We start from the raw sequence: 21,509 nt of genomic DNA, 5'->3' as shown, positions 1-21,509 counted from the left end.
GGCGCCTGTGAAGGCATCTTCGCGAGCAAGCCCGCTCCCACATTGGTTTTGTGTACGACACAGATCAAATGTGGGAGCGGGCTTGCTCGCGAAGGCGGTGGAACATTCACCGCACATCTCAACGTTTCTCCTGATTCCGCGGCCAACTCAAACTAAAGCAAGCGCCGCCCAGGCTTTTGCTCTTGCCGATCAACGCTCGCCCGTCATGCCAATGGATGATGCGCCGCACAATCGACAACCCCAACCCATGCCCGCCCGATGCACGGGTGCGGCTGTCATCGAGACGAAGGAACGGGGTGAAGATTTTCTCCCAGGCGATTTCCGGCACGCCCGGCCCATCGTCCTCGACATCCACCCGGCAGCGCTGTTGCCCCACCTGATAGCTGATGGACACCCGTGAATGCGCATGGCGCATGGCGTTGCTCACAAGGTTCTGCAGCGCCCGATGCAAGTAGCGCGGCTCAGCCTCGACCCAAGCGTCGTCACAATCGGCGGCCGACAGGCACAAGCCCCGCTGCACCATGACATCGGCGCGCAACGGCGCCAGCTCCTCGATCACCTGATTGACCAGCGCATCCAGGTCGATGCGTTGAAAATTCAGTGCCGGCGAGCCTTGCTCCAGCCGCGCATAGGTCAGCATTTCGTCCACCAGACGGTCGAGATCCTCGATATCGTGATCCATACCCTCGCAGTATTTTTCCAGGGCTTGCGGGGTGGTGGCCGAGCCGATCATTTCCAGGCCAAAGCGCAAGCGCGCTACCGGCGTGCGCAATTCGTGGGACACGGCGCGCACCAGTTCACGCTGGATCGCCAGCAATTGCTGCAGGTGCTCGGCCATGCCGTTGAACGCCGAGGCCAGCCGTCCCACGGAGTCCGCACCGCGCGTCGGCACGCGGGTTTCCAGGCTGCCCTTGGCGATGCGCGTGGCCGCCGCTTCCAGACCGCGCAAGCGGCGCTCCAGCTGACGCACCAGCAGGTAGACGATCAAACCAATCAAGGTCAAGCCCAGCGCGGCGATCAGCACCAGCCATTCCGGCGGATAAGGATTCATCTGATACAACGGGCCGATTTCCAGCACCCACGGCGTGCCGACCATGCCGGCGAACACCCGGATCGAATCGCCGCCCTTGCCCAGCGCCATCACCGTGTCGCCTTCCGACACCCGACGACTCTGGTCTTCGTCCATGTCGGCATCTTCAACCGTGACCAGCCGCAAGTCGAAACCAAAGCCCTTGTCCTGCTTCAATTGCGCCAGGCGTACCGGTTGCTCACCCACCGGGTAACGCACCAGTTCGTCAGCCAACAGGTAAATCGTCGCCCGGGCCAATTGCTCGCTGATCTGTTGCACTTCCCCGGTGAGTACAAGCTGTTCCTTGTCACTGATGAGACGGTAAACCTTCGCCGCATGCGGACCGGTTTGCTCCACCAGCGCCTGGCCACGCAGCACGCGGGTACGCTGGGTGAGGTCGAGGTCGGTCTCATTGAAGGTTTTCAGCGCCAGCGGAATCCCCAGCAGCCGCTCCCACACCACCAGTGCCCGGTGGCGCTCGGTCTGGTTCATCGGTTGCAGGTTGTCGGCCATCAGCGAAAACGTGCCATGGGCCAGACGTTCGCGATACTGCTCGCTACGCACCTGGTTAAGCATGTGCAACGCCAGCACGCCAAGCACCGCCACCAGAACCAGCGCGGCGCACATGCCGCCATAGATGCGCAGGAAGATCGAGTTCACAGGGATGGGTCTACGCAGGCCTCGGGAACGAACAGGTAGCCTTTGCTGCGCACGGTCTTGATCAGCCGTGGATGATCCGGGTCATCGCCGATTTTGGGGCGGATGCGCGAGATACGCACGTCGATTGAGCGGTCCTGGCCGTCATAGCCGATGCCGCGCAGCGCGGTGAAGATTTCTTCCCGGGACAGAATGCGTCCCGCGTTGTCCACCAACAGCCAAAGCAAATCGAACTCGGCGCTGGTCAGTTCGATGCCGTTGTCGTTTAGCCAGGCTTCGCGCAACGCGTTGTCCACCACCAAGGGACCGAACTGCAGGCGCCGTTGTTTTTGCGGGACGACCTCCGGTGTTTCACTGCGACGCAGCAACGCCTGGATGCGCGCCAGCAGCAAGCGCGGGCGCACCGGTTTGCACACGTAGTCGTCGGCGCCCAGGTCGAGGCCGAGAATCTGGTCGGTATCGTCGGTGCGCGCGGTGAGCATCAGGATCGGGCCGTCATAACGGTCGCGGACTTTGCGGCAAATGCTCAGGCCATCTTCGCCCGGGAGCATCAGGTCGAGGATCACCAGGTCCGGCTGCTCCTTGATGATGCGCGCCGCCGCCAGGGCGCCATTGCCCTCGATCGACACACACAGGCCATTGGCTTCCAGGTAATCGCGGGTCAGCTCGGCCAGACGCTGGTCGTCCTCCACAATCAATACCTGCCAGGCTTGTTGCTCCACGGGTAACCTCTACTTGCCAAGAACTCTAATAAGGAAGGATCTGCCCGTCTCTTTGTAATGATTGGAGAGGTTAAATTTCCTACGGGCTGGCCGATTGTATAAACGTCACCTGCGCAGAACACAAGCTGGTAAATGCGTTCGGACACGGCGGTTTTTTGTGATAGGGTTCGCGCCCTTAAAAATCCGTCCGGGCGTTTTCGATCGTTGAAAAATGATGAAAAAAGGTTCGGTCCAGCAGCATCGCGGCCTACACGCCGATTAGGTCTTTCACACACAATTTACGCACAGGTTTATCCACAGGTAGTACGTTGCAATCCCCCCTAAAACGCATTATCTTGTAGCTCAGCGCCAAAAAAACCCTAGATGTAGGGTTTTGCGCAAAAAACCAAACACAAACCGGACACCAATTTCAAGCGCTTTTCTTGCCTCTATCCGGTTGAACCAAACGTATTTTTAAAAGACCAAACCGCGCGTGCGGATGGCTACTGTATTTCGGCCCAAAGCGGTGAAAACGGTACGGGTGTTGCAGTCCCAACTGTCACCTTAAAGGACCCAGGTTTCAAGCCAAAGGCGTGAGATCAAAGACTTCGGCATGGAAGCGGCGCCCAATAGCACCCTTCCTACTGTCCTGAAGTTGTTATGCCCGGCCTTCGCCGGTTGTAGTGCTTCAGGACGGAACGGTGGGCACCGTGATGGTGCCCAAACAAACATAGAGAACGTGGAGACACCCATGCAAACCGACACAACTCGCGAGAACCCGCAGGGCACCTTGCCGCAGGCCGCTGATTCGAATTCGGATCTGTCCGCCACCGCGCCTGGCCAGCTGCGCGTGATCAAGCGTAACGGCACTGTCGTTCCTTACACCGATGACAAGATCACCGTCGCTATCACCAAAGCGTTTCTCGCAGTTGAAGGTGGCACCGCTGCCGCATCGTCGCGAATCCACGACACCGTTGCCCGCCTGACCGAACAGGTCACTGCAACCTTCAAACGCCGCATGCCTTCGGGCGGCACCATTCACATCGAAGAAATCCAGGACCAGGTCGAACTGGCCCTGATGCGTGCCGGCGAGCAGAAAGTCGCTCGCGACTACGTGATCTACCGTGACGGTCGCTCGAAAGAACGCGCTGCCCACGCCCCGGCCGAGGAAGCGGTAAACGCTCACCCGTCGATCCGCATCACCCGCGCCGATGGCACCTTTGCTCCACTCGACATGGGCCGCCTGAACACCATCGTCACCGAAGCGTGCGAAGGACTGGAAGAAGTCGACGGCGACCTGATCCAGCGCGAAACACTAAAAAACCTGTACGACGGCGTGGCCCTGACCGACGTCAACACCGCTCTGGTGATGACCGCCCGTACCCTGGTTGAACGTGAGCCGAACTACTCGTTCGTCACCGCTCGCCTGCTGATGGACACCCTGCGTGCCGAAGGCCTGGGCTTCCTCGGTGTTGCCGAGAGCGCCACTCACCACGAAATGGTCGATCTGTACGCCAAGGCTCTGCCTGCCTACATCGCCAAGGGTATCGAATTCGAATTGCTGAACCCGGTCCTGGCCACCTTCGACCTGGAAAAACTGGGCAAGGCGATCAACCACGAGCGCGACCAGCAGTTTACTTACCTGGGCCTGCAAACCCTGTACGACCGTTACTTCATCCACAAGGATGGCGTGCGCTTCGAACTGCCGCAGATCTTCTTCATGCGCGTGGCCATGGGCCTGGCGATCGAAGAGAAGCACAAAGAAGACCGTGCGATCGAGTTCTACAACCTGCTGTCGTCCTTCGACTACATGTCGTCGACCCCTACCCTGTTCAACGCCGGCACCCTGCGTCCACAGCTGTCGAGCTGCTACCTGACCACCGTGCCGGATGACCTGTCGGGCATCTACCACGCGATCCACGACAACGCCATGTTGTCGAAATTCGCCGGTGGCCTGGGCAACGACTGGACGCCGGTTCGTGCACTGGGTTCGTACATCAAGGGCACCAACGGCAAATCCCAGGGCGTTGTGCCGTTCCTGAAAGTAGTGAACGACACCGCCGTCGCCGTTAACCAGGGTGGCAAGCGCAAGGGCGCTGTGTGTGCCTACCTGGAAACCTGGCACATGGACATCGAAGAGTTCATCGAGCTGCGCAAGAACACCGGTGACGATCGTCGTCGTACCCACGACATGAACACCGCCAACTGGATCCCTGACCTGTTCATGAAGCGCGTCTTCGATGATGGTCCGTGGACCCTGTTCACGCCATCCGAAGTGCCGGACCTGCACGACCTGACCGGCAAGGCCTTCGAAGAGCGTTACGAGTACTACGAAGCCCTGTCCCAGTACCCAGGCAAGATCAAGCTGTTCAAGACCATCCAGGCCAAAGACCTGTGGCGCAAGATGCTGTCCATGCTGTTTGAAACCGGCCACCCATGGCTGACCTTCAAAGACCCGTGCAACCTGCGTAGCCCGCAGCAGCACGTCGGCGTGGTTCACAGCTCGAACCTGTGCACCGAGATCACCTTGAACACCAACAAGGACGAGATCGCCGTTTGCAACCTGGGCTCGATCAACCTGCCGAACCACATCGTCAACGGCAAGCTGGATACCGCCAAGCTGGAACGCACCGTGAACACCGCCGTGCGCATGCTCGATAACGTGATCGACATCAACTACTACTCGGTGCCGCAAGCGAAGAACTCCAACTTCAAGCACCGTCCGGTCGGTCTGGGCATCATGGGCTTCCAGGACGCGCTGTACCTGCAGCACATCCCTTACGGTTCCGACGCTGCCGTCGAGTTCGCCGACAAGTCGATGGAAGCGGTCAGCTACTTCGCGATCCAGGCTTCCTGCGACCTGGCTGACGAGCGTGGCGCCTACGAGACGTTCCAGGGTTCGCTGTGGTCCAAGGGCATCCTGCCACTGGATTCGCAACAGATCCTGATCGAAGCCCGTGGCCAGAAGTACATCGATGTTGACCTGAACGAAACCCTGGATTGGGCACCTGTACGCGCCCGAGTTCAGAAAGGTATTCGTAACTCCAACATCATGGCCATCGCACCGACCGCGACCATCGCCAACATCACTGGCGTGTCGCAGTCGATCGAACCGACCTACCAGAACCTCTATGTGAAATCGAACCTGTCGGGCGAATTCACCGTGATCAACCCGTACCTGGTTCGCGACCTCAAGGCTCGCGGTCTGTGGGACTCGGTCATGATCAACGACCTGAAGTACTACGACGGTTCCGTGCAGCAGATCGAACGCATCCCGCAAGAACTCAAAGAGCTCTACGCGACTGCCTTCGAAGTGGACACCAAGTGGATCGTCGACGCGGCTAGCCGTCGTCAGAAGTGGATCGACCAGGCTCAGTCGCTGAACCTGTACATCGCTGGCGCTTCGGGCAAGAAGCTGGACGTGACCTACCGCATGGCTTGGTACCGTGGCCTGAAAACCACTTACTACCTCCGTGCCCTGGCCGCGACCAGCACCGAGAAGTCGACCATCAACACCGGCAAGCTGAACGCTGTTTCCAGCGGCGGCAACCACGGTGACGACTCGGTCCTGGCGGCTCCAGCAGGTCCTGCTCCAGTACCGAAGGCTTGCGCCATCGACGAGCCGGATTGCGAAGCTTGCCAATAAGCTGAGCCGGTAGGCGCGCAAAGGCGCTGACCTGAAACCCCCGATCAGTCCTCTGGATTGGTCGGGGGTTTTTCTTTTGTCTGGAAGAAATGCGCCAGGCGAACGGGCCTCTTCGCGGGCAAGCCCGCTCCCACAGGGAACTGAGTTCGCCTTGAGTACGCGGTCGATGTGGGAGCGGGCTTGCCCGCGAAGAGGCCCACCCAAACAACGTAAAATCCCGATCCAGACAAAAATCCCGGATCGAGTAGGAGGCGGCCTCACAGCCGCCGTCCTCTCACACCACCGTACATACGGTTCCGTATACGGCGGTTCAAGCTATGCGGCTAAGCCGGTTTATCGTATCCAGTACCGAGACTAACCCGAGTCGATCCCACAGCTTCTTCGGTAGCGCCTGATTCATATGGGGCGCTCCCGAGTTCCACCATGGGCCTCGGCCATTGACTGCCGATTTCCACGCCCGCGCTTCATTGAGTCCCAGACGTATCAAGTTGCGCGCCCTTGTAAAGGGCCGCTTCCATTGACGCCAGACGACACAACGAAGCTTGTGCCGCACCCAGCCGTCCAGTTCCTCAAGTGGCCGCTTGCTCTGGCTCAGCTTGAAGTAGCCAGCCCATCCGCGTAGCACGGGGTTTATCCGCTCGATGATATTCGCCATCTTGTGGCCTCGTGCTCTGCGCAGCAGATCTCTGAGTCGGCCGCGCAAGCGACCCAGACTCGTCGTCGCCACTCTCAGCCTCGGCTGTTGATGCCAGCTCATCCCATAGCCCAAGTAATCACAGACCCAGGGCCGCGCCACACGGCTCTTTTCCCGGTTCAGCGTCAGTTTCAGGCGCTGATTCAGGAAGCGCTCAACACTTCTCATCACTCGTTCACCAGCACGACGACTGCACACATAGATGTTCGCATCGTCGGCATAGCGTACGAATCGATAGCCCCGTCGTTCCAGCTCGCGGTCGAGTTCGTTGAGCAGGATGTTCGACAGCAACGGCGAGAGCGGGCCGCCTTGCGGCGTCCCCTCCTGCCGTCGGCTGGCAATACCGCCTGACATCGTTCCCGCTTCGAAGTAACGACGGATCAACTTGAGCACGCGCTTATCTTCGATTTGACGCGCCACGTAAGCCATCAGGATGTCGTGATTAACCCGATCAAAGAACTTCTCAAGATCCAGTTCCACGCACCAGCGATGCCCTGCCGCCACATGACCGCGAGCAGTTTCAATGGCTTGATGAGCGCTTCTGCCCGGACGAAAACCGTAGCTGTAATCCGAGAACAGAGGATCGAAAATCGGCGTGAGCTGTTGCAGCAGTGCCTGCTGGATCAGGCGATCCACGACATTGGGAATACCCAGTTGCCGTGTTCCACCTTTAGGTTTGGGGATGTCGACGGCGCGCACACCTTGCGGGTGATACTCGCCGGCCAGCAACCGTGCCTTGAGGATCGGCCAATACTGTTTCACGTAGTTCGCCAAGTCGTCGACCGTCATGCCATCGGCACCCGGCGCGCCCTTGTTGCTGACCACGCGTTTATACGCACGCCTAAGATTAGCCGGTGCAAGCACCCGTTCCATAAGCATGTCCGACTCCGCGTTCGTCCACGTCACAGACGCCGCCGATACCTTTGCGCTGCCAGCCGTTATCCTCGGATACTGTCCGGGACTCGGGGTAACAGTCTTCTCTGGGAGAAATTTCTGCATTTCGGTATTCAACGAGACTTTGACGCCTACTGGCGGCATAACCTGTTCGGCCCTTGGCGACGGGGTTATTCGTCACTTACTACGGCTTCGGCTGACTTCTGCACGCTCATCCCGTCGCCTCTCGACGCGCGGTAGCACAGTGGCAAACGTGCAGATCTCCCAGGGTAATTCGCGCGACCTTCCTGCTTATGCCTGTCGGATCTACGTCGCAGCGTTCCGTGCAAGTATTGGGCTTTGACGGTTTGGGCCGCCTTACCCCGCTGCGCCGCCTCTATCCGCTTCCTGTTCGTCAGGCCAGCATTTTGCCTCGGGCTTCCTTCAGATTCGCGGTCACCCGCGACACCCTTGCCTCTGGCTAACACTTCCCCTTGCCGGGTGTGTAGAGGACTTTCACCTCCAAGTCACCAGCGAGGCCACCACAGCCAAGCTGGTTGCGCTTGCGCGCAACGCGCCATGCCTGGCGCACCCACAAAAAAGCCCCTCTTCCGAAGGGCTTCTTGTGCAACGCCTTCAGTTACCCAAATCAGGTCATCTGAATGATGGTCTGCATGATGGTGCTCTGGGTGGAGATGGTCTTGGCGTTCGCCTGATAGTTGCTCTGCCCCTTGATCAGGTCAACCAGCTCATTGGTCACGTTGACGTTGGACTCTTCCAGGGAGTTGGAATTAATCGTACCCAGAGTGCCGGTTTGCGGTGCATCGTAGCCCGCAATACCCGAAGCGTAGGTTTCTTTCCAGCTGGTGCCGCCCACAGGCTGCAGACCTTGTTCGTTGGTGAAGCTGGCCAATGCCAGCTGACCGATCGGTTTGGTCTGGTAGTTGCTGAAATTGGCCAGCATCACACCGCTGCCGTCGATGGTCAGGTTAGTGATCTGGCCAGTGGCGTAGCCGTTCTGCGTAGGAATCGAACGCGCGGTGTCGGCGTTGAACTGAGTGGTGTTGGCCATGGCAATGGTCACACCTGCCGGGTCAGCGGCGGCCCCGTTGGCTGCCCACACACCATTGGTCACTTTTCCCGGAACCCAGCCGGTGATCTTCAAATCGCTGCTGACAACCGGCGCGCCCGGTGGGTTCGGGGTACTGACCGAAACCAGCTTGCCGCTCGTATCGAACGACATGGTCGAAGGGACCGGTGGCGAAGCAGCAAGACTAGGATCGCTGCCATCCGGGTTGCGACCATCAATCAGCGTGTAGGTATCCCAGGTGTTAGGGCCCGTCTTGACCATGAATTGATCCATGGTGTGCTGGTTACCCTGAGTGTCGAAAATCGGGGTACTGAACTGCTTGGTGAAGGTGGCCGACTTGGTCGGATCGAACTTGTTGGCAGCAACAGTCTGGTCAATGAGCGGTTCCGTAGAGTTCAGGTTGATCGTCGACGACACATTGGTAGTGGATTTCGGCGCCAGGTTCGAAGTGTCGATGCGCAGATCGGTCAACACGCCATTGAGGATCTTGCCATTGGCATCCACACCATAGCCCTGCAGGCGCGCGGTGCCGTCAGTGTTGGTGACGTAGCCTTCCTTATCGACTTTGAACGTACCGGCTCGGGTGTAAGACAGTGAGCCACTGTTGTTCAGCACAAAAAAGCCGGAGCCGTTGATGCCCATGTCCAATACGTTACCGGTGTTACTGATGTCGCCCTGGGTGAACTGCTGGGAAACGTTGGCCAGACGCACACCGCTACCGGTGGTCTTGCTGCCCGAACCCAGCTTGGTCGCCGAGTACACATCTTCGAATTCTGCACGGGACGATTTGAAGCCGGTGGTCGCGACGTTGGCGATGTTGTTGCCGGTGACGTCCAGTTGTTTGTTGGCTGCATAGAGACCGCTAAGGCCGATATTGAAAGACATATTCCACTCCTTTGTGCCGTGTTAGTCGGCTCTATAAACCAATGGTTTGCACTTTGGACAGGGCGACACTGCTCAGCCCGGCCAGATTGAGCATCAACTCACCGCCGGTCTGGCTGATGGTCACGCTGTTGACGGTCGCTGGCAGGTTAGTGACCAGCGCCACGCTCTGGCCATCGATGGTTGAGTTCGCTGCGAAGGTGTAGGTGCCCGACTCCACCGGGTTGCCGGCATCGTTCTTGCCATCCCAGGTGAAGCTGGCATTGCCGGCTTTCTGGTCGGCGAGCTCGATGGTGCGAACGACCTTGCCGTCCTTGTCGGTGATCTTCAGGGAGGTCGAGGCTACCGATTGCGGTATCGCAATCGAGCCGGTCAAGCTCTTGCCTTGTTGCATCACGGACTTGTCGCCCGGCGCAATGACCGAACGACCCACCAGAGACGAGGCCTGCAATGCCTGGGATGAGCCGAAGGTGCCAGCGATGCCGCTCACGGTACTGTTGAGGTTGGTAATGCCTTCCAGGCTACTGAACTGCGCCATTTGCGCCACGAACTCGCTGTTGCCCTGAGGCTCCAGCGGGTTCTGGTTTTTCAGTTGCGTCACCAGCAACTGAAGGAACGCATCCTTACCCAAGGCCTTTTTGCCCGTGGCACTGCCCGCCGCCGACGCCAGGGCGTCGGTATCCTTGGTGGTCTTGATCGAGGAGTTGGCCAGGATATCGTTGAGGCTCAAGCTACTGGTGGTATCGGAAACACTCATCTGAGTCGCCCCTTATCACTGACCGAGGGTCAGGACTTTCTGCATCATGGTTTTGGCGGTATTCATCATTTCGGCGTTGGTCTGGAACGAACGGCTCGCGGAAATCATGTCGGCCATTTCTTCCACCACGTTGACGTTCGGGTAGTAGACATAGCCCTTGGCATCGGCAGCCGGATGGTTCGGCTCGTAGCGTGCCTCGAGATTACTTTGGTCTTCGACCACGCCCAGTACCTGCACACCTTGACCGGCGGCCTCCTGGTTCTGGAACAGCGAATCGCTGCCGCCGCTCTGGCCGCCCTGGAACATGGTGGCGAATACCGGATGACGCGCACGGTAGGTCTGGTCGATGCTCGACGAGACGGTCTCGGCGTTGGCGATGTTCGAAGCGACGGTGTTCAAACGCGTGGTCTGCGCACTCATGCCGCTACCGGCAATGTTGAAAACACTGGATAGAGACATGACTTACTCTCCGCGCAGGGCCGACATCAGCCCTTTGAATTTGCTGTTGAGCAGGGTGAAGCTGGCCTGGAAGTTGACTGCGTTTTCCGCGTAGTTCGATTGCTCCAGCTGAGCGTCCACAGTGTTCTGGTCAATCGACGGTTGCATCGGCGTGCGATACATCAGCGACTCGTCACCATTGCCCAGGCCTTCGGCTTCGATATGGCGGCTGTTGGTCATGTTCAAGGCGAACGTGCCGTTCCTGGCTTTATCGTTCTGCGCCTCGAGTACTTTCGAGAACTCCAGATCCCGAGCCTTGTAGTTCGGGGTGTCGGCGTTGGCAATGTTGTTGGCCAGGACTTCGGCACGCTGGGCGCGGAAGCCCAGAGCCTTTTCGTGAATGCCGAGCGCGTTATCGAAACTGATGCTCATGTCGGGAAACCTTCGGGTGACCTGATTTTTCGTACGATGAACATAGCAAGCGTCATGCCAATTAGAAAAAGCCCATAAAACGGGGCTTTGCGGGCAGTGGCAATGCGGCAATGCCAGAAAAGCGGCAAACGGCTTCCGCTGGATGCCGCTTTTCTGCCGCTATCACACCACCATCAGCTGTAGGAGCCGGCTTGCTGGCGAAGGCGGCGTGTCAGGCACTGTATTGTCGACTGGACTGCCTTCTTCGCCAGCAAGCCGGCTCCTACAGGGATAGGCGGTGTCGGCGAGAAGTCTGCAGGCATAAAAAAACGGGAGACCTTGCGGACTCCCGTTTTTCGATGACGCCAACCGGTCACTTCGCCTGGTAAATAATCCCCGGGCTGCACTGGACCATCTGATAATGATCCGGCAATCCGTTCAGCGCTTCGGAAGCGCCGAGGAACAGATAACCACCCGGTTTCAACGTGCTGTGAATGCGCAACAGAATGTCCTTCTTCACTTCAGCAGAGAAGTAGATCAGGACGTTGCGGCAGAACACGATGTCGAACTTGCCTAGACTCGCATAGCTGTCCAGCAGGTTAAACGAGCGAAATTCCACCCGGCTCTTGATCGGCGCCTTGATGGCCCAGCGTCCCGGCCCTTTCGGGTCGAAATAACGCTGCAGTCGCTCGGGCGACAGGCCGCGACCGATGGCCAGGCTGTCGTACTCGCCGGTTTTGCAGTTGGTCAGCATGGTGCCGGACAGATCGGTGGCCACAATCTGCACACCCATCCTCAATTGCCCGACATTGGCCCGCTCGAACTCGTCGATGGACATCGACAGCGAGTACGGTTCCTGACCCGACGAACACGCCGCCGACCAGATCCGCAGACGCTGGCCGGGACTGGCCTTGATCGACTCAGGCAGCACTTTGTTCTTCAAGACTTCAAACGGATAGGTGTCACGAAACCACAGGGTTTCGTTGGTCGTCATCGCGTCCACTACCATCTCGCGCAACCCGCTGCGCGGCTGGGTCTGGATGCGTTGGACCAACTCACCCAGAGACTTGATGCCTTGCTGCTCCATCAGTTTGTTGAGACGGCTCGAGACCAGATACTGCTTATTTTCACCGAGCAAAATGCCACAGGCTTTTTCCAGGAACACCCGGAACTGTTCGAAATCCAAATTACCCGTAGACAATGCTGCCGCCTCTAAAATCGTGTTGACTGCCAGGGGCCGAACGCCCCTAGCTGATGTCTGCTGCTTTGATCCGGTCGACTACCCGGGATGCCAGGTCATCAGGACGGAACTTGGCCAGGAAGTCATCGGCACCGACTTTCTTGACCATCGCCTGATTGAACACTCCCGACAACGAAGTATGCAGGATGATGTGAAGCTTTTGCATGCGAGGGTCGCTGCGGATCTCGGCCGTCAGGGTGTACCCGTCCATCTCCGGCATCTCGATGTCGGAGATCATCATCAGGAACTCTTCTTCCGGCTTCTTGCCCTCGTCGACCAGTTTGCGCAGGTAATCCAGCGCTTGCCGGCCGTCGTTCAACGCCACCACGTCGACACCGATCGTTTGCAGGCAACGCGTGACCTGCTTACGTGCCACCGATGAGTCATCGACCGTCAGCACGCGCAGCGAGTGCGCTTTGTGCTGGGTTTCGACATCCACCACGCCGACGGAAATCGCTTCCGGTGTCGGCGCCACTTCCGCCAGAACCTTCTCGACGTCGATGATTTCGACTAACTGGTTGTCGACCCGAGTCACAGCCGTCAGGTAGTGATCGCGCCCGGTGCCCTTGGGTGGCGGATGAATCTCTTCCCAGTTCATGTTGACGATGCGCTCCACCGAACGCACCAGAAACCCCTGGGTCTTGGTGTTGTACTCCGTGATGATCACGAAGGGATTGTTCTTGTCCTTCAACGCACCGGAGCCGGTCGCCATTGCCAGATCCATGATCGGAATGGTCGCCCCCCGAATATTCGCCACGCCGCACACGACAGGACTGGACTTGGGCATCAGCGTCAGTTTGGGGCATTGCAGCACCTCCCGAACCTTGAATACGTTGATCCCATACAGCTGTTGGCCGTCGAGACGGAACAACAACAGCTCAAGGCGATTCTGCCCCACCAGTTGCGTGCGCTGGTTCACCGAATCCATTACACCAGCCATGACCAGACTCCTACACCAACGCCAAGTGTTGTTGCGACGCACATTCATCTCTAAACGGCACGGCGCTTGCTTTTTATCTTTCTATGAACACAGAACCGACATTTTTCCGACGCCCGACTATTCCCTACCGCAAATTCCTCGGCGTGATGGCCGCTGTGTGCCTGTTTAACGCTGGCAGCCCTGCCCTTGCTGACGCGGTTACCTTGCCTGACATGCTTATCGGCGTCACCCAGGGCTTTCTTGAATTCACCGTTGAAGACTATTTGGCCACCAGTCAAACGAAAGGTCGCTACGAAATCCTGGTCAACCAGCTCGACCCGCGTATGCGCATGCCGATGTGCGACAAGGAATTGACAGCCTCGCTGGAGAGTCCGGCCAAGCCATTGGGCCGGGTCACGGTCAAGGTTCGCTGCGAAGGAACATCACCCTGGACAGTCTTCGTACCCGCTCAAGTACGCCTGTTTCGCGACGTCGTGACCACCACCCGGCCCTTACGCCGCACCGGTATTGTCGAGCCTGAAGATGTCACCCTGCGCGAGCGCGATATCAGCGTGATCAACCAGGGCTATCTGACCTCCACGGATCAGGCGATAGGGCAACGACTTACCCGACCAATGGTCGCCGATCAGGTCATTACGCTGGTGCACCTCGAACAGGCGGAAGTCATCCGCAAGGGCGATCAAGTAGTCATCACCGCCCGCAGTGGTACGCTCAGTGTGCGAATGCCCGGTGAAGCGCTGGCCAACGGCAGCATGAGCGAACAGATCCGGGTGAAAAACCTCAACTCCCAGCGGGTCATCAAGGCGCAAGTCGTCGCGCCGGGCCAGGTGGAGGTATCCCTGTAAGCGGCCATGCACAAGCTCTCTGTTCGTGAAGATGTGGCGCTGGCCATGGCTGTTCCCTAAACTGTGCTCTATGCAGGGCAAGCGCTGACGCGCGCAAGCTCATGGATAAATGGGCCTAAAGTTTTTCAGGGAATGGCCGAAACCATGGCAAGCGTCCAAATTTCCAGAGGTTTTTTTATCATGGTCATCGATTTCAGTCGTTTGAACAGCTCCTCGTCACTTACGAGCAGTACACGTACCAGCGTTTCCAAGGAAACCGCCGATAGCGGCATATCCACGCCGCTGAATACTCCGGTCGAACAGGCCGGTACCGCTACAGTCGGGGAATCGGTACATCTCAGCGATGAGGCTCAACAGTTGCAGAAGGTCACTGATACGCTGCGCGATCAGCCTGCCGTCGACAAAGCCCGCGTGGCCGAGCTGAAAGCAGCGATTGCCGATGGCAGCTATAAAGTCGACAGCAACCGTGTAGCCAGCAAACTGCTCAACTTCGAAGCCCAGCGCTAGGCCACGGCCCGCGCCAGGCTTTTGGACGCTTAAAACCCAAGGCCAGCCATGCACGACACTAATTTACTGCAACTGATCACCGACGATTTTGCTCCAGCGCAACAACTGCTGGAGTTGCTGCGAACCGAGTCCCTCGCCTTGCATGGTCGCGACATGTACCTGCTCGAAGACATTCTGGCGCAGAAGCAGGCATTGATCATTTTGCTTGAACAGCATGGCCGCAAGCGCAGTGAAATCCTCGCCAGTCTCAACCTGCCAACCAATCGCAACGGCCTGGAGCAACTGGCCAGCCAGTCCAGCATCGGCGAAGCATTGATGGCGCAAAGCGATGTGCTGACCGACTTTCTGACCCAATGTCAGGCCGCCAATGCCAACAACGGCCAGTCGATACTGGTGCAGCAGGCCGCCACGGCCACCCAGCTGAAAATCCTCACCGGCGGTGAACCTCCAGCGCTCTATGATGCTAGCGGAACATTTTCCAAGCTTGTGAAACCGCGCCCGCTCAGTCAGGCTTAAGCCCGTCGATGAGCGCGCTCTATCAAGACGCGAAACATGCTGGCAAAATGCTGGCTAGCCGTAGTCAAAATTTGTCTGGAGATTGATTAACCGTGTCCAATGCCTTAAATGCGGACGATGCTCCGCAGCCACCCAAGGTGCTCAGCACGCCCCTGGAAATCTCCGGCAACCTTCGCCAACTGCAAGAAAGCCATGACCCGCTGATCATCACTTTCCACGAGCGCAGCCAGCGCTTCCAGAGCTATCTGGTGGACATTGACCGCGAAAGCAACATGATTGCCCTGGACGAAATGATTCCCCGCGACGGCGAACGCTACCTGCTGGCCGGCGAACCGTTCAAGGTCGAAGGCTTCCATGAGGGTGTGCGCATTGCCTGGGAAAGCAATGGTCCGCTGACCATCGACGAGTCCGGCGGCAGTCGTTGCTACCGAGGCACGCTGCCCGACGAGGTGGTCTACCACCAGCGTCGGAATGCGTTCCGTGCGGCTTTGAAGCTGGCGCAGCTGGTCGACGTCGATCTGGGTGGCGAAAAACTAAAGGCGCCGATCAGCGGCAAATTGCTGGACATCTCGGCCACCGGTTGCAAATTACGCTTCGCCGGCGACATCACAGGCAGCCTGCAGCTGGGCCAGGTCTATGATCGTTTCATGGCCGCCCTGCCCTTCGGCAAGATGACGGCGCCGGTAGAACTGCGCTACCTGCACTTCGAAGAAAAAATCGCCACCACCTTCGCCGGCGTGCGCTTTCATAACATGAGCGGGCTGGTGCAGCGGCAGGTCGAGCGGTTCGTCTATCAGCTGCAACGCGAAGCGCGGCGCTTCGACAAAGACGACTTCTGATACTACGTTTCAACAAAAAACGGGCAGCCCCTCTCGGAGACTGCCCGTTTTTTTTGCCTGATTGTTATGGCCTGGCTTCGGTGAAACTTTGCTCCCGACCCGAATCCGGTTCCTCTGGAGGCGTATCGGTTTGCGGCTCCGTTTCGGGAGTCGGTTCATTTGGCAGCGGATTCTGCATCTGATCCTGAACCACTTGCTCATCGACCCGCGGATCAAGGCAAGCCACAAGCGGCGAACTCGACATACTGTCCGGCATGGCCACGTGATGCAGCGGCGCATCGTCTACCTGATGCAGATTGGTGACCGCTTTTGGGCGAATTCGCCACACCAGCACCAACGCGAAGAAACTGAAGAAGGCATAAAGCATGTGGCTGCCGAACAGCTTCATCAGCACCCCCGCCGCCAGCGGCCCGATACTGGCGCCGACGCCATAGGTCACCAGCAACATTGCGGTCAGAGACACGCGACGATCGCCCTCGACGTGGTCATTGGAGAATGCCACTGCCAGTGGATACAGGCAGAACTTCACCAGCGAACAGACAAACCCGGCGATGAACAATATCTCAAGCGGCACCTGTTTGAGGATCGCCAATGGCAATGCAGCAAGCGCGAGGATCAAAGCAAAACAGCGGATCAACAACGCCCGGTCGTAACGATCGGACAGCCAGCCCAGCGGCCACTGCACCAACAGGCCGGCGAAAATGCAGCTCCCCATAAACAATCCGACCTGCTCAGTCGACAGCCCCTGCTGCGAGGCATACAGCGGCGCCAGTCCGTAGAACGAGCCGATGATCAACCCCGCTCCCAGCACGGTGCTCAACGACTGCGGCACGCGCTTTATGAAGAATCGAGGCTCCATCGGTGCCGGATGCAGCGGCGCCGGGTGAATTCGCCGAGTCAGAGCCACAGGCACCAGACACAGGGCAAAGCACAAGGCGACCAGCATTAGCAATTCCAGACCCAGGCTCGGGTGCATGACCAGAATCAACTGCCCCAACACCAGCCCCAGATACGAGGCGATCATGTAACCGCTGAATACCGTGCCTCGCTGCGAGGCTTCGGCCTGCTCGTTAAGCCAACTCTCGATGACCATGTATTGGCACATCATGCCCAGGCCGACGATGACTCGCAGGAATATCCAGGCCGGCAGCCAGTCTACCAACCCGTGCCCGAGCACCGCTGCACCGACGATCCCGGCACAAGCCGAATAAGCGCGAATGTGCCCGACACGGGCAATCAAGCGGTGGCCGATCTTGCCGCCCAGTACCAAACCGAAGTAGTTGGCAGCCATCAACGCACCGACCCACAAGCTGTCGACGTGATCGGCCGCCAGGCGCAAGCCCAGGTAGGTACTCAGCAAGCCGGAGCCGATCAACATCATCAGCGAGGCGAAATAAAGCGCTCGAAAGGGTTTCCAGATTTGGCGCATCGGCGTTCCGAGCGGCTCCTTGCGGTGAGAAACGGACTACCGAAAAGATAGCCCGTTATAGACGTTGCGTCAGGCCTGGGCTGCTAGAACACGCCTTTCCCAGGGGGTAATTTCATTAAAGAAGCTGGTCAACTCCATGGTCTTCGAAGCGATGTAACCTTCGATGAACGCCTCGCTGAACAGTTCCTTCGCCAATTGGCTACGTTTCAGACGCTCGAGAGCAGCATGCAAGGTACAGGGCAATGAAAGATTGTCCGGCACCTGGAACTCTCCCTGGATCGGCTCGCTCGGCTCCAGTTTGTGCTCAATGCCATACAACCCCGCAGCCAGGCTGGCAGCTATCGCCAGATATGGGTTGGCATCAGCTCCGGGCAAACGGTTTTCCACTCGACGGGCGACAGGCGAACTGGCCGGAATGCGCAAACCTGCCGTACGGTTGTCATGAGACCAGCAAGCATTATTCGGTGATGCGTAGGGATGGAACAAGCGTTGATATGAATTCACATTCGGCGCAAACAGCGCGGTGAAATCCGCCATACAGGCCTGCTGGCCAGCGATGAAATGGCGGAAGGTTTCGGTCGACTGTCCGGCATCGTCATTGAACACGTTGCGCCCCGTGTCGGCCTCGATGATGCTCTGATGAATATGCATCGAGCTGCCGGGTGTATGCGCCAATGGCTTGGCCATACAGTTCACGGCAAGGCCATGCTTGAGTGCGACTTCTTTCAGTAAATGCTTGAACAGGAATGTCTGGTCGGCCAGTCGCAACGCATCGCCGTGCAGCAGGTTGATCTCGAACTGACTGACACCCATCTCATGCATGAAAGTATCGCGAGGCAAACCTAAAGCCGCCATGCATTCGTAGACTTCACTGAAAAATGACCGCAAACCATTATTGGAACTGACACTAAACGCCGAATGACCGTCTTCGCGACGACCATCCAGGCCGACGGGCGGCTGGAAGGGCTGAGTCGGGTCGGCGTTAGGTGCGAAGACAAAAAACTCCAGCTCGGTTGCCACCACTGGCGCCAAGCCAAGGGCCGTGTAACGCGCGATGACACTCTTGAGTTGAGCACGGGTCGACAGATTGGAGCTTTCGCCATTCAGCTCATCCGCATCGCAAATGGCAAATGCTCGCGGTTGCTTGCTCCAGGGCAAGCGATGGATTCGCGCAGGGTCTGGAACCAGCGCGAGATCGCCGTCGTCGCTACCGTAAAATCGTGCTGGCGGATATCCGCCCATGATGCACTGCAGCAGCACGCCCCGCGCAATCTGCAAGCGACGCCCCTCGAGGAAACCCTCGGCGGTCATCACTTTACCCCGCGGCACGCCATTCAAATCCGGTGTGACACATTCAATCTCATCAATGCCCGTCAAACGCTCCGCGATTGAACTCAGGCCATCGGTTGTCATGACGCAATCCTAGTTATTGTGCGGGCCGCGAACGGCGACCCGTACAAAATAGGCTCCGTGTGTTCGGAATATCAAGCAGCGTCAAACAAAAAGCTCTAAGCCAAGGGAAATGATCAGGGTAGGTAGATACTGAACACGCCCCCGCCCAAGGGACCGCCATTGCTGATTTCGGTGCGTCCGACGACACCATTGCGCTGATGCAATGCCGCAATCCGGTCGGCAAAGTACAGCCCCAGGCCTGTGCTGCCGGTGAGGTGATTGATGCCTTGCACGTAGTCCGCCTGATGCTCGATCATCTCGGCGGGATAGCCCTCGCCATCGTCATTGATGGTCAGTACCAGTTGCCCGGCTTCGTCGCTGACGCTGATCAATACCGCGTGACGGGCGTAACGTATGGCATTGTTGATGCTGTTGGCCAGAACCGAGGCGATCAACTCTCGATCGAAGAACCCCAGAGGGCTCAAGGGATCGACTTCAAAGGTCGCTGCAATACCGCGGCTGGCGAATACATCCTGATGGCAGGCCAGTTGCGCTTCGATGAAGTCATCCAACTCGTGGTAGGCAGGTTGCAAGGGCATCTGATTGACACCCAGCTTGTACAGCCCGAGCAACTGTACGAGCATGCCATTGAGGTGAGCGAATTCGAACTCGATCACGCCCTGCTCCGAGGTATGCCGTGCCAAGTCGGGAAGGTTCGCCAACCATTGGCTGTGGGCCTGCATCAGCATGGCCAACGAGTTCTTCATGTCGTGCACGGTGGAAGCGATCACCGTGGAAAAATCCAGGGTCTGCAAGTTATCGTTCATTCGCCAAACGCCTTGCTTTTGAGCTTCTGATAACGCGGATAACGCGAATCGGTGTCAGGCATCAAACCGACCATTTTCAGGCAGGCCCGACACTCTTCGAGTTCGGCCGACGTTACACTGGTATCGGTGCCATGCAGCAAAGCCTGCGCCATGTTCAACGCGATACTGATGTTCTTTGGCTGCAGCGTCAGGGCTTTGCGGAACACTTCCCGGGCTTCCGGCAAATTGCCGGTCTTGTACACGCGCACGCCCTGACGGTTAAGGTCAGCAGCGGCGTTACCGGAGTTGAGAATGGTCGGGTCGTCGGTGAGCTTGGCTATATCCTTCATCACCGCGGGATCATCACCGTAGATTTCCGCACAGTTTTTCAGCATCGAAGTACCTGCCTCTGCCTGACCGAGCATCTGCAATTGCTTGGCGACCAATAGCGCGGCTTCAGCGCTCATGAACTGCTCCATGCCATCGAGGCGCATCATCGCCTGCTCAGTGAGCTTTTCAGCTGTCTCGGCATCGTTGAGCAATAGACTGGTGGCCTTCATCAACCGCGCACGGATTTGCAAGCCGGGGTCGGACGGATTCTCCTTGGCCACCGCGCTCAGCGTTGTATTGATTTCCAGTCGGGTCCGGGTATCCAGGCCTTTTTCGCTACCTTTGCTAATCAAGGCATGGGCCAGTCCAAGATTACTTTCAGCATCCTTGAATCGTGACTGGGCACCTTGGGCAACAGCTTGGCGATAGGCTTTGGAGGCCGTGTCAAAATCTTCGTTAGTCATTGCCAGCTTGCCCAACTGCGCCTGGCGACGCACTGCCAACGGCGACAGCCGGATCGCCTCTTCCAATACTTTCTGGGCTGCTTTGGTGTCTCCTTCAGCAACCAAAACATCCGCCATGCCGTCGTACAGCGCCGGCATCATCGGGAAGACTTTTAGCGCTTTCTCATAGACGCCTTTAGCCTGCGCAATCTGACCACGCTTGAACATCAACTTGCCCAGTCCGGCAAACGCCCATGGCAAAGGTCGATCGGTAATGATGCTGTCGTAAAGACGCTCCAATGCCTCATTTTGATTGAGGTCGCGCAGCGCATCGGCGCGGTAGCGCAGGCACAACGGCGAATATCGGATATCTTGCTTGCACAGGGCAATGCAGGCATTGAGTACTTCAACCGGTTTTCCCCTGTCGAGGGCCTGCAGGATTGGCTTGAGCAAAGTCTTGCGCTGCTCCAGGCGCTCAAGGCGCTGGGCCAGACCGGAGCGGTTGAAAGGCTTGGTCAGATAAGCGTCAGGTTCGTGCTCGAGCGCGCTGAGCACCATGGCCTGACTAGTTTCGGCAGTGACCATGACAAATACACTTTCATGGCTGATCAGCTTCTCAATCATCAGGTCTTCGAGTACCTGTTGACCGTTCTTCTTGCCATCTCCCAAGTGGAAATCTTGCAGGATGAAATCATAGGACTTCTGTGAACACATTTTCAGTGCCTGCTCACCAGTGTCAGCGGTATCCACATCCTTGACACCCAGCTCCCGTAGCATGGACCTGACCGAACTGCGGAAGTCCGAAAAATCATCGACGATCAGAAAACTCTTTTGGTGATACGACAGCATCGAAGATTTCCAGGCAATTTAAGAAGAAGAACCGAAAGGCAAATACGTGGATCACTTCACCGCCCCTTCCAGCGGGCAGATGATAACTAGTAGCCATATGCGAGAAGTGAAGATCGCTGTGACCATATCGTTATCGGCCAGCAGTAGCGTTCTCT

18 protein-coding genes are annotated in these 21,509 nt (G+C 57.9%); 5 read left to right on the top strand and 13 right to left on the bottom strand.

Features of this window, described 5'->3' with window-relative positions:
* Positions 1-118 precede the first annotated feature (118 nt).
* Positions 119-1,729 carry an ATP-binding protein gene (locus CES87_RS07945; RefSeq protein ID WP_128605694.1) on the bottom strand — a complete coding sequence of 537 codons (1,611 nt, stop codon included), beginning with the start codon at positions 1,727-1,729 and terminating at the stop codon, positions 119-121.
* Positions 1,726-2,448: a winged helix-turn-helix domain-containing protein gene (locus CES87_RS07940; RefSeq protein WP_128605693.1), complete on the bottom strand. Its 723-nt coding sequence runs from the start codon at positions 2,446-2,448 to the stop codon at positions 1,726-1,728. Before CES87_RS07940 ends, CES87_RS07945 begins: the two co-directional genes overlap by 4 nt.
* A gap of 730 nt (positions 2,449-3,178) precedes the next feature.
* Between CES87_RS07940 and CES87_RS07935 the strand changes: the two genes are divergently transcribed.
* Positions 3,179-6,073, top strand: coding sequence for a ribonucleoside-diphosphate reductase subunit alpha (locus CES87_RS07935; protein WP_128605692.1), 2,895 nt, complete (start codon positions 3,179-3,181; stop codon positions 6,071-6,073).
* A gap of 310 nt (positions 6,074-6,383) precedes the next feature.
* On the opposite strand, the gene ltrA is transcribed toward CES87_RS07935, so the two are convergent.
* The 7 genes from ltrA to CES87_RS07895 all read right to left on the bottom strand — a co-directional run bounded on the left by ltrA (position 6,384) and on the right by CES87_RS07895 (position 13,398).
* Positions 6,384-7,805 (bottom strand): group II intron reverse transcriptase/maturase, encoded by a 1,422-nt coding sequence (ltrA, locus tag CES87_RS07925; protein ID WP_128605690.1) that lies wholly within the window; start codon positions 7,803-7,805, stop codon positions 6,384-6,386.
* 484 nt (positions 7,806-8,289) lie between these two features.
* The gene (gene flgE, locus CES87_RS07920; RefSeq protein ID WP_128605689.1) at positions 8,290-9,615 is read right to left on the bottom strand and encodes a flagellar hook protein FlgE; all 1,326 of its coding nucleotides are present in this window, start codon (positions 9,613-9,615) and stop codon (positions 8,290-8,292) included.
* 31 nt (positions 9,616-9,646) lie between these two features.
* A complete protein-coding gene (locus CES87_RS07915; protein ID WP_128605688.1) occupies positions 9,647-10,369 on the bottom strand; it encodes a flagellar hook assembly protein FlgD in 723 nt (240 codons plus the stop codon).
* Positions 10,370-10,384: 15 nt separating this feature from the next.
* Positions 10,385-10,828 (bottom strand): flagellar basal body rod protein FlgC, encoded by a 444-nt coding sequence (gene flgC / locus CES87_RS07910; protein WP_096509466.1) that lies wholly within the window; start codon positions 10,826-10,828, stop codon positions 10,385-10,387.
* A 3-nt stretch (positions 10,829-10,831) separates the two neighbouring features.
* The gene (flgB, locus tag CES87_RS07905) at positions 10,832-11,239 is read right to left on the bottom strand and encodes a flagellar basal body rod protein FlgB (protein WP_128605687.1); all 408 of its coding nucleotides are present in this window, start codon (positions 11,237-11,239) and stop codon (positions 10,832-10,834) included.
* Positions 11,240-11,591: 352 nt separating this feature from the next.
* Positions 11,592-12,419, bottom strand: coding sequence for a protein-glutamate O-methyltransferase CheR (gene cheR, locus CES87_RS07900; protein WP_128605686.1), 828 nt, complete (start codon positions 12,417-12,419; stop codon positions 11,592-11,594).
* Positions 12,420-12,465: 46 nt separating this feature from the next.
* Positions 12,466-13,398, bottom strand: coding sequence for a chemotaxis protein CheV (locus tag CES87_RS07895; RefSeq protein WP_128605685.1), 933 nt, complete (start codon positions 13,396-13,398; stop codon positions 12,466-12,468).
* An 83-nt stretch (positions 13,399-13,481) separates the two neighbouring features.
* On the opposite strand from CES87_RS07895, the gene flgA reads away from it, so the two are divergent.
* The 4 genes from flgA (at position 13,482) to CES87_RS07875 (ending at position 16,105) form a co-directional block, all read left to right on the top strand.
* The gene (gene flgA, locus CES87_RS07890) at positions 13,482-14,243 is read left to right on the top strand and encodes a flagellar basal body P-ring formation chaperone FlgA (RefSeq protein ID WP_128605684.1); all 762 of its coding nucleotides are present in this window, start codon (positions 13,482-13,484) and stop codon (positions 14,241-14,243) included.
* 180 nt (positions 14,244-14,423) lie between these two features.
* Positions 14,424-14,750, top strand: coding sequence for a flagellar biosynthesis anti-sigma factor FlgM (flgM, locus tag CES87_RS07885; RefSeq protein ID WP_128605683.1), 327 nt, complete (start codon positions 14,424-14,426; stop codon positions 14,748-14,750).
* Between the two features lie 48 nt (positions 14,751-14,798).
* A complete protein-coding gene (locus tag CES87_RS07880) occupies positions 14,799-15,266 on the top strand; it encodes a flagella synthesis protein FlgN (protein ID WP_128605682.1) in 468 nt (155 codons plus the stop codon).
* Positions 15,267-15,358: 92 nt separating this feature from the next.
* A complete protein-coding gene (locus CES87_RS07875) occupies positions 15,359-16,105 on the top strand; it encodes a flagellar brake protein (protein ID WP_128605681.1) in 747 nt (248 codons plus the stop codon).
* 64 nt (positions 16,106-16,169) lie between these two features.
* Here CES87_RS07875 and CES87_RS07870 read toward each other — a convergent pair whose 3' ends face one another.
* From CES87_RS07870 to CES87_RS07855, 4 genes are all read right to left on the bottom strand, one after another.
* Complete coding sequence (locus CES87_RS07870; protein ID WP_128605680.1) at positions 16,170-17,534, bottom strand: MFS transporter; 1,365 nt, start codon at positions 17,532-17,534, stop codon at positions 16,170-16,172.
* Positions 17,535-17,603: 69 nt separating this feature from the next.
* Complete coding sequence (locus CES87_RS07865; protein ID WP_178081405.1) at positions 17,604-18,845, bottom strand: glutamine synthetase family protein; 1,242 nt, start codon at positions 18,843-18,845, stop codon at positions 17,604-17,606.
* Positions 18,846-19,060: 215 nt separating this feature from the next.
* The gene (locus CES87_RS07860) at positions 19,061-19,753 is read right to left on the bottom strand and encodes a sensor histidine kinase KdpD (RefSeq protein WP_128605678.1); all 693 of its coding nucleotides are present in this window, start codon (positions 19,751-19,753) and stop codon (positions 19,061-19,063) included.
* Positions 19,750-21,354, bottom strand: coding sequence for a tetratricopeptide repeat-containing response regulator (locus tag CES87_RS07855; protein ID WP_128605677.1), 1,605 nt, complete (start codon positions 21,352-21,354; stop codon positions 19,750-19,752). Before CES87_RS07855 ends, CES87_RS07860 begins: the two co-directional genes overlap by 4 nt.
* Positions 21,355-21,509 lie beyond the last annotated feature (155 nt).

This window comes from Pseudomonas sp. ERMR1:02, from assembly GCF_002277815.1.
In the GTDB taxonomy this organism is placed as follows: domain Bacteria; phylum Pseudomonadota; class Gammaproteobacteria; order Pseudomonadales; family Pseudomonadaceae; genus Aquipseudomonas.
The sequence above is the reverse complement of the archived record's forward strand: the minus strand, read 5'-3'. Positions and strand labels throughout refer to the sequence as shown.

What these genes read in the sequence shown, in the direction of transcription:
- CES87_RS07865 (WP_178081405.1), bottom strand. Translation starts at nt 18,845, where the DNA reads ATGACCGCCGAGGGTTTCCTCGAGGGGCGTCGCTTGCAGATTGCGCGG.
- flgM (WP_128605683.1), top strand. Translation starts at nt 14,424, where the DNA reads ATGGTCATCGATTTCAGTCGTTTGAACAGCTCCTCGTCACTTACGAGC.
- CES87_RS07855 (WP_128605677.1), bottom strand. Translation starts at nt 21,354, where the DNA reads ATGCTGTCGTATCACCAAAAGAGTTTTCTGATCGTCGATGATTTTTCG.
- ltrA (WP_128605690.1), bottom strand. Translation starts at nt 7,805, where the DNA reads ATGCCGCCAGTAGGCGTCAAAGTCTCGTTGAATACCGAAATGCAGAAA.
- CES87_RS07880 (WP_128605682.1), top strand. Translation starts at nt 14,799, where the DNA reads ATGCACGACACTAATTTACTGCAACTGATCACCGACGATTTTGCTCCA.
- CES87_RS07870 (WP_128605680.1), bottom strand. Translation starts at nt 17,534, where the DNA reads ATGCGCCAAATCTGGAAACCCTTTCGAGCGCTTTATTTCGCCTCGCTG.
- flgA (WP_128605684.1), top strand. Translation starts at nt 13,482, where the DNA reads ATGAACACAGAACCGACATTTTTCCGACGCCCGACTATTCCCTACCGC.
- flgB (WP_128605687.1), bottom strand. Translation starts at nt 11,239, where the DNA reads ATGAGCATCAGTTTCGATAACGCGCTCGGCATTCACGAAAAGGCTCTG.
- CES87_RS07895 (WP_128605685.1), bottom strand. Translation starts at nt 13,398, where the DNA reads ATGGCTGGTGTAATGGATTCGGTGAACCAGCGCACGCAACTGGTGGGG.
- CES87_RS07860 (WP_128605678.1), bottom strand. Translation starts at nt 19,753, where the DNA reads ATGAACGATAACTTGCAGACCCTGGATTTTTCCACGGTGATCGCTTCC.
- flgE (WP_128605689.1), bottom strand. Translation starts at nt 9,615, where the DNA reads ATGTCTTTCAATATCGGCCTTAGCGGTCTCTATGCAGCCAACAAACAA.
- flgC (WP_096509466.1), bottom strand. Translation starts at nt 10,828, where the DNA reads ATGTCTCTATCCAGTGTTTTCAACATTGCCGGTAGCGGCATGAGTGCG.
- CES87_RS07915 (WP_128605688.1), bottom strand. Translation starts at nt 10,369, where the DNA reads ATGAGTGTTTCCGATACCACCAGTAGCTTGAGCCTCAACGATATCCTG.
- CES87_RS07935 (WP_128605692.1), top strand. Translation starts at nt 3,179, where the DNA reads ATGCAAACCGACACAACTCGCGAGAACCCGCAGGGCACCTTGCCGCAG.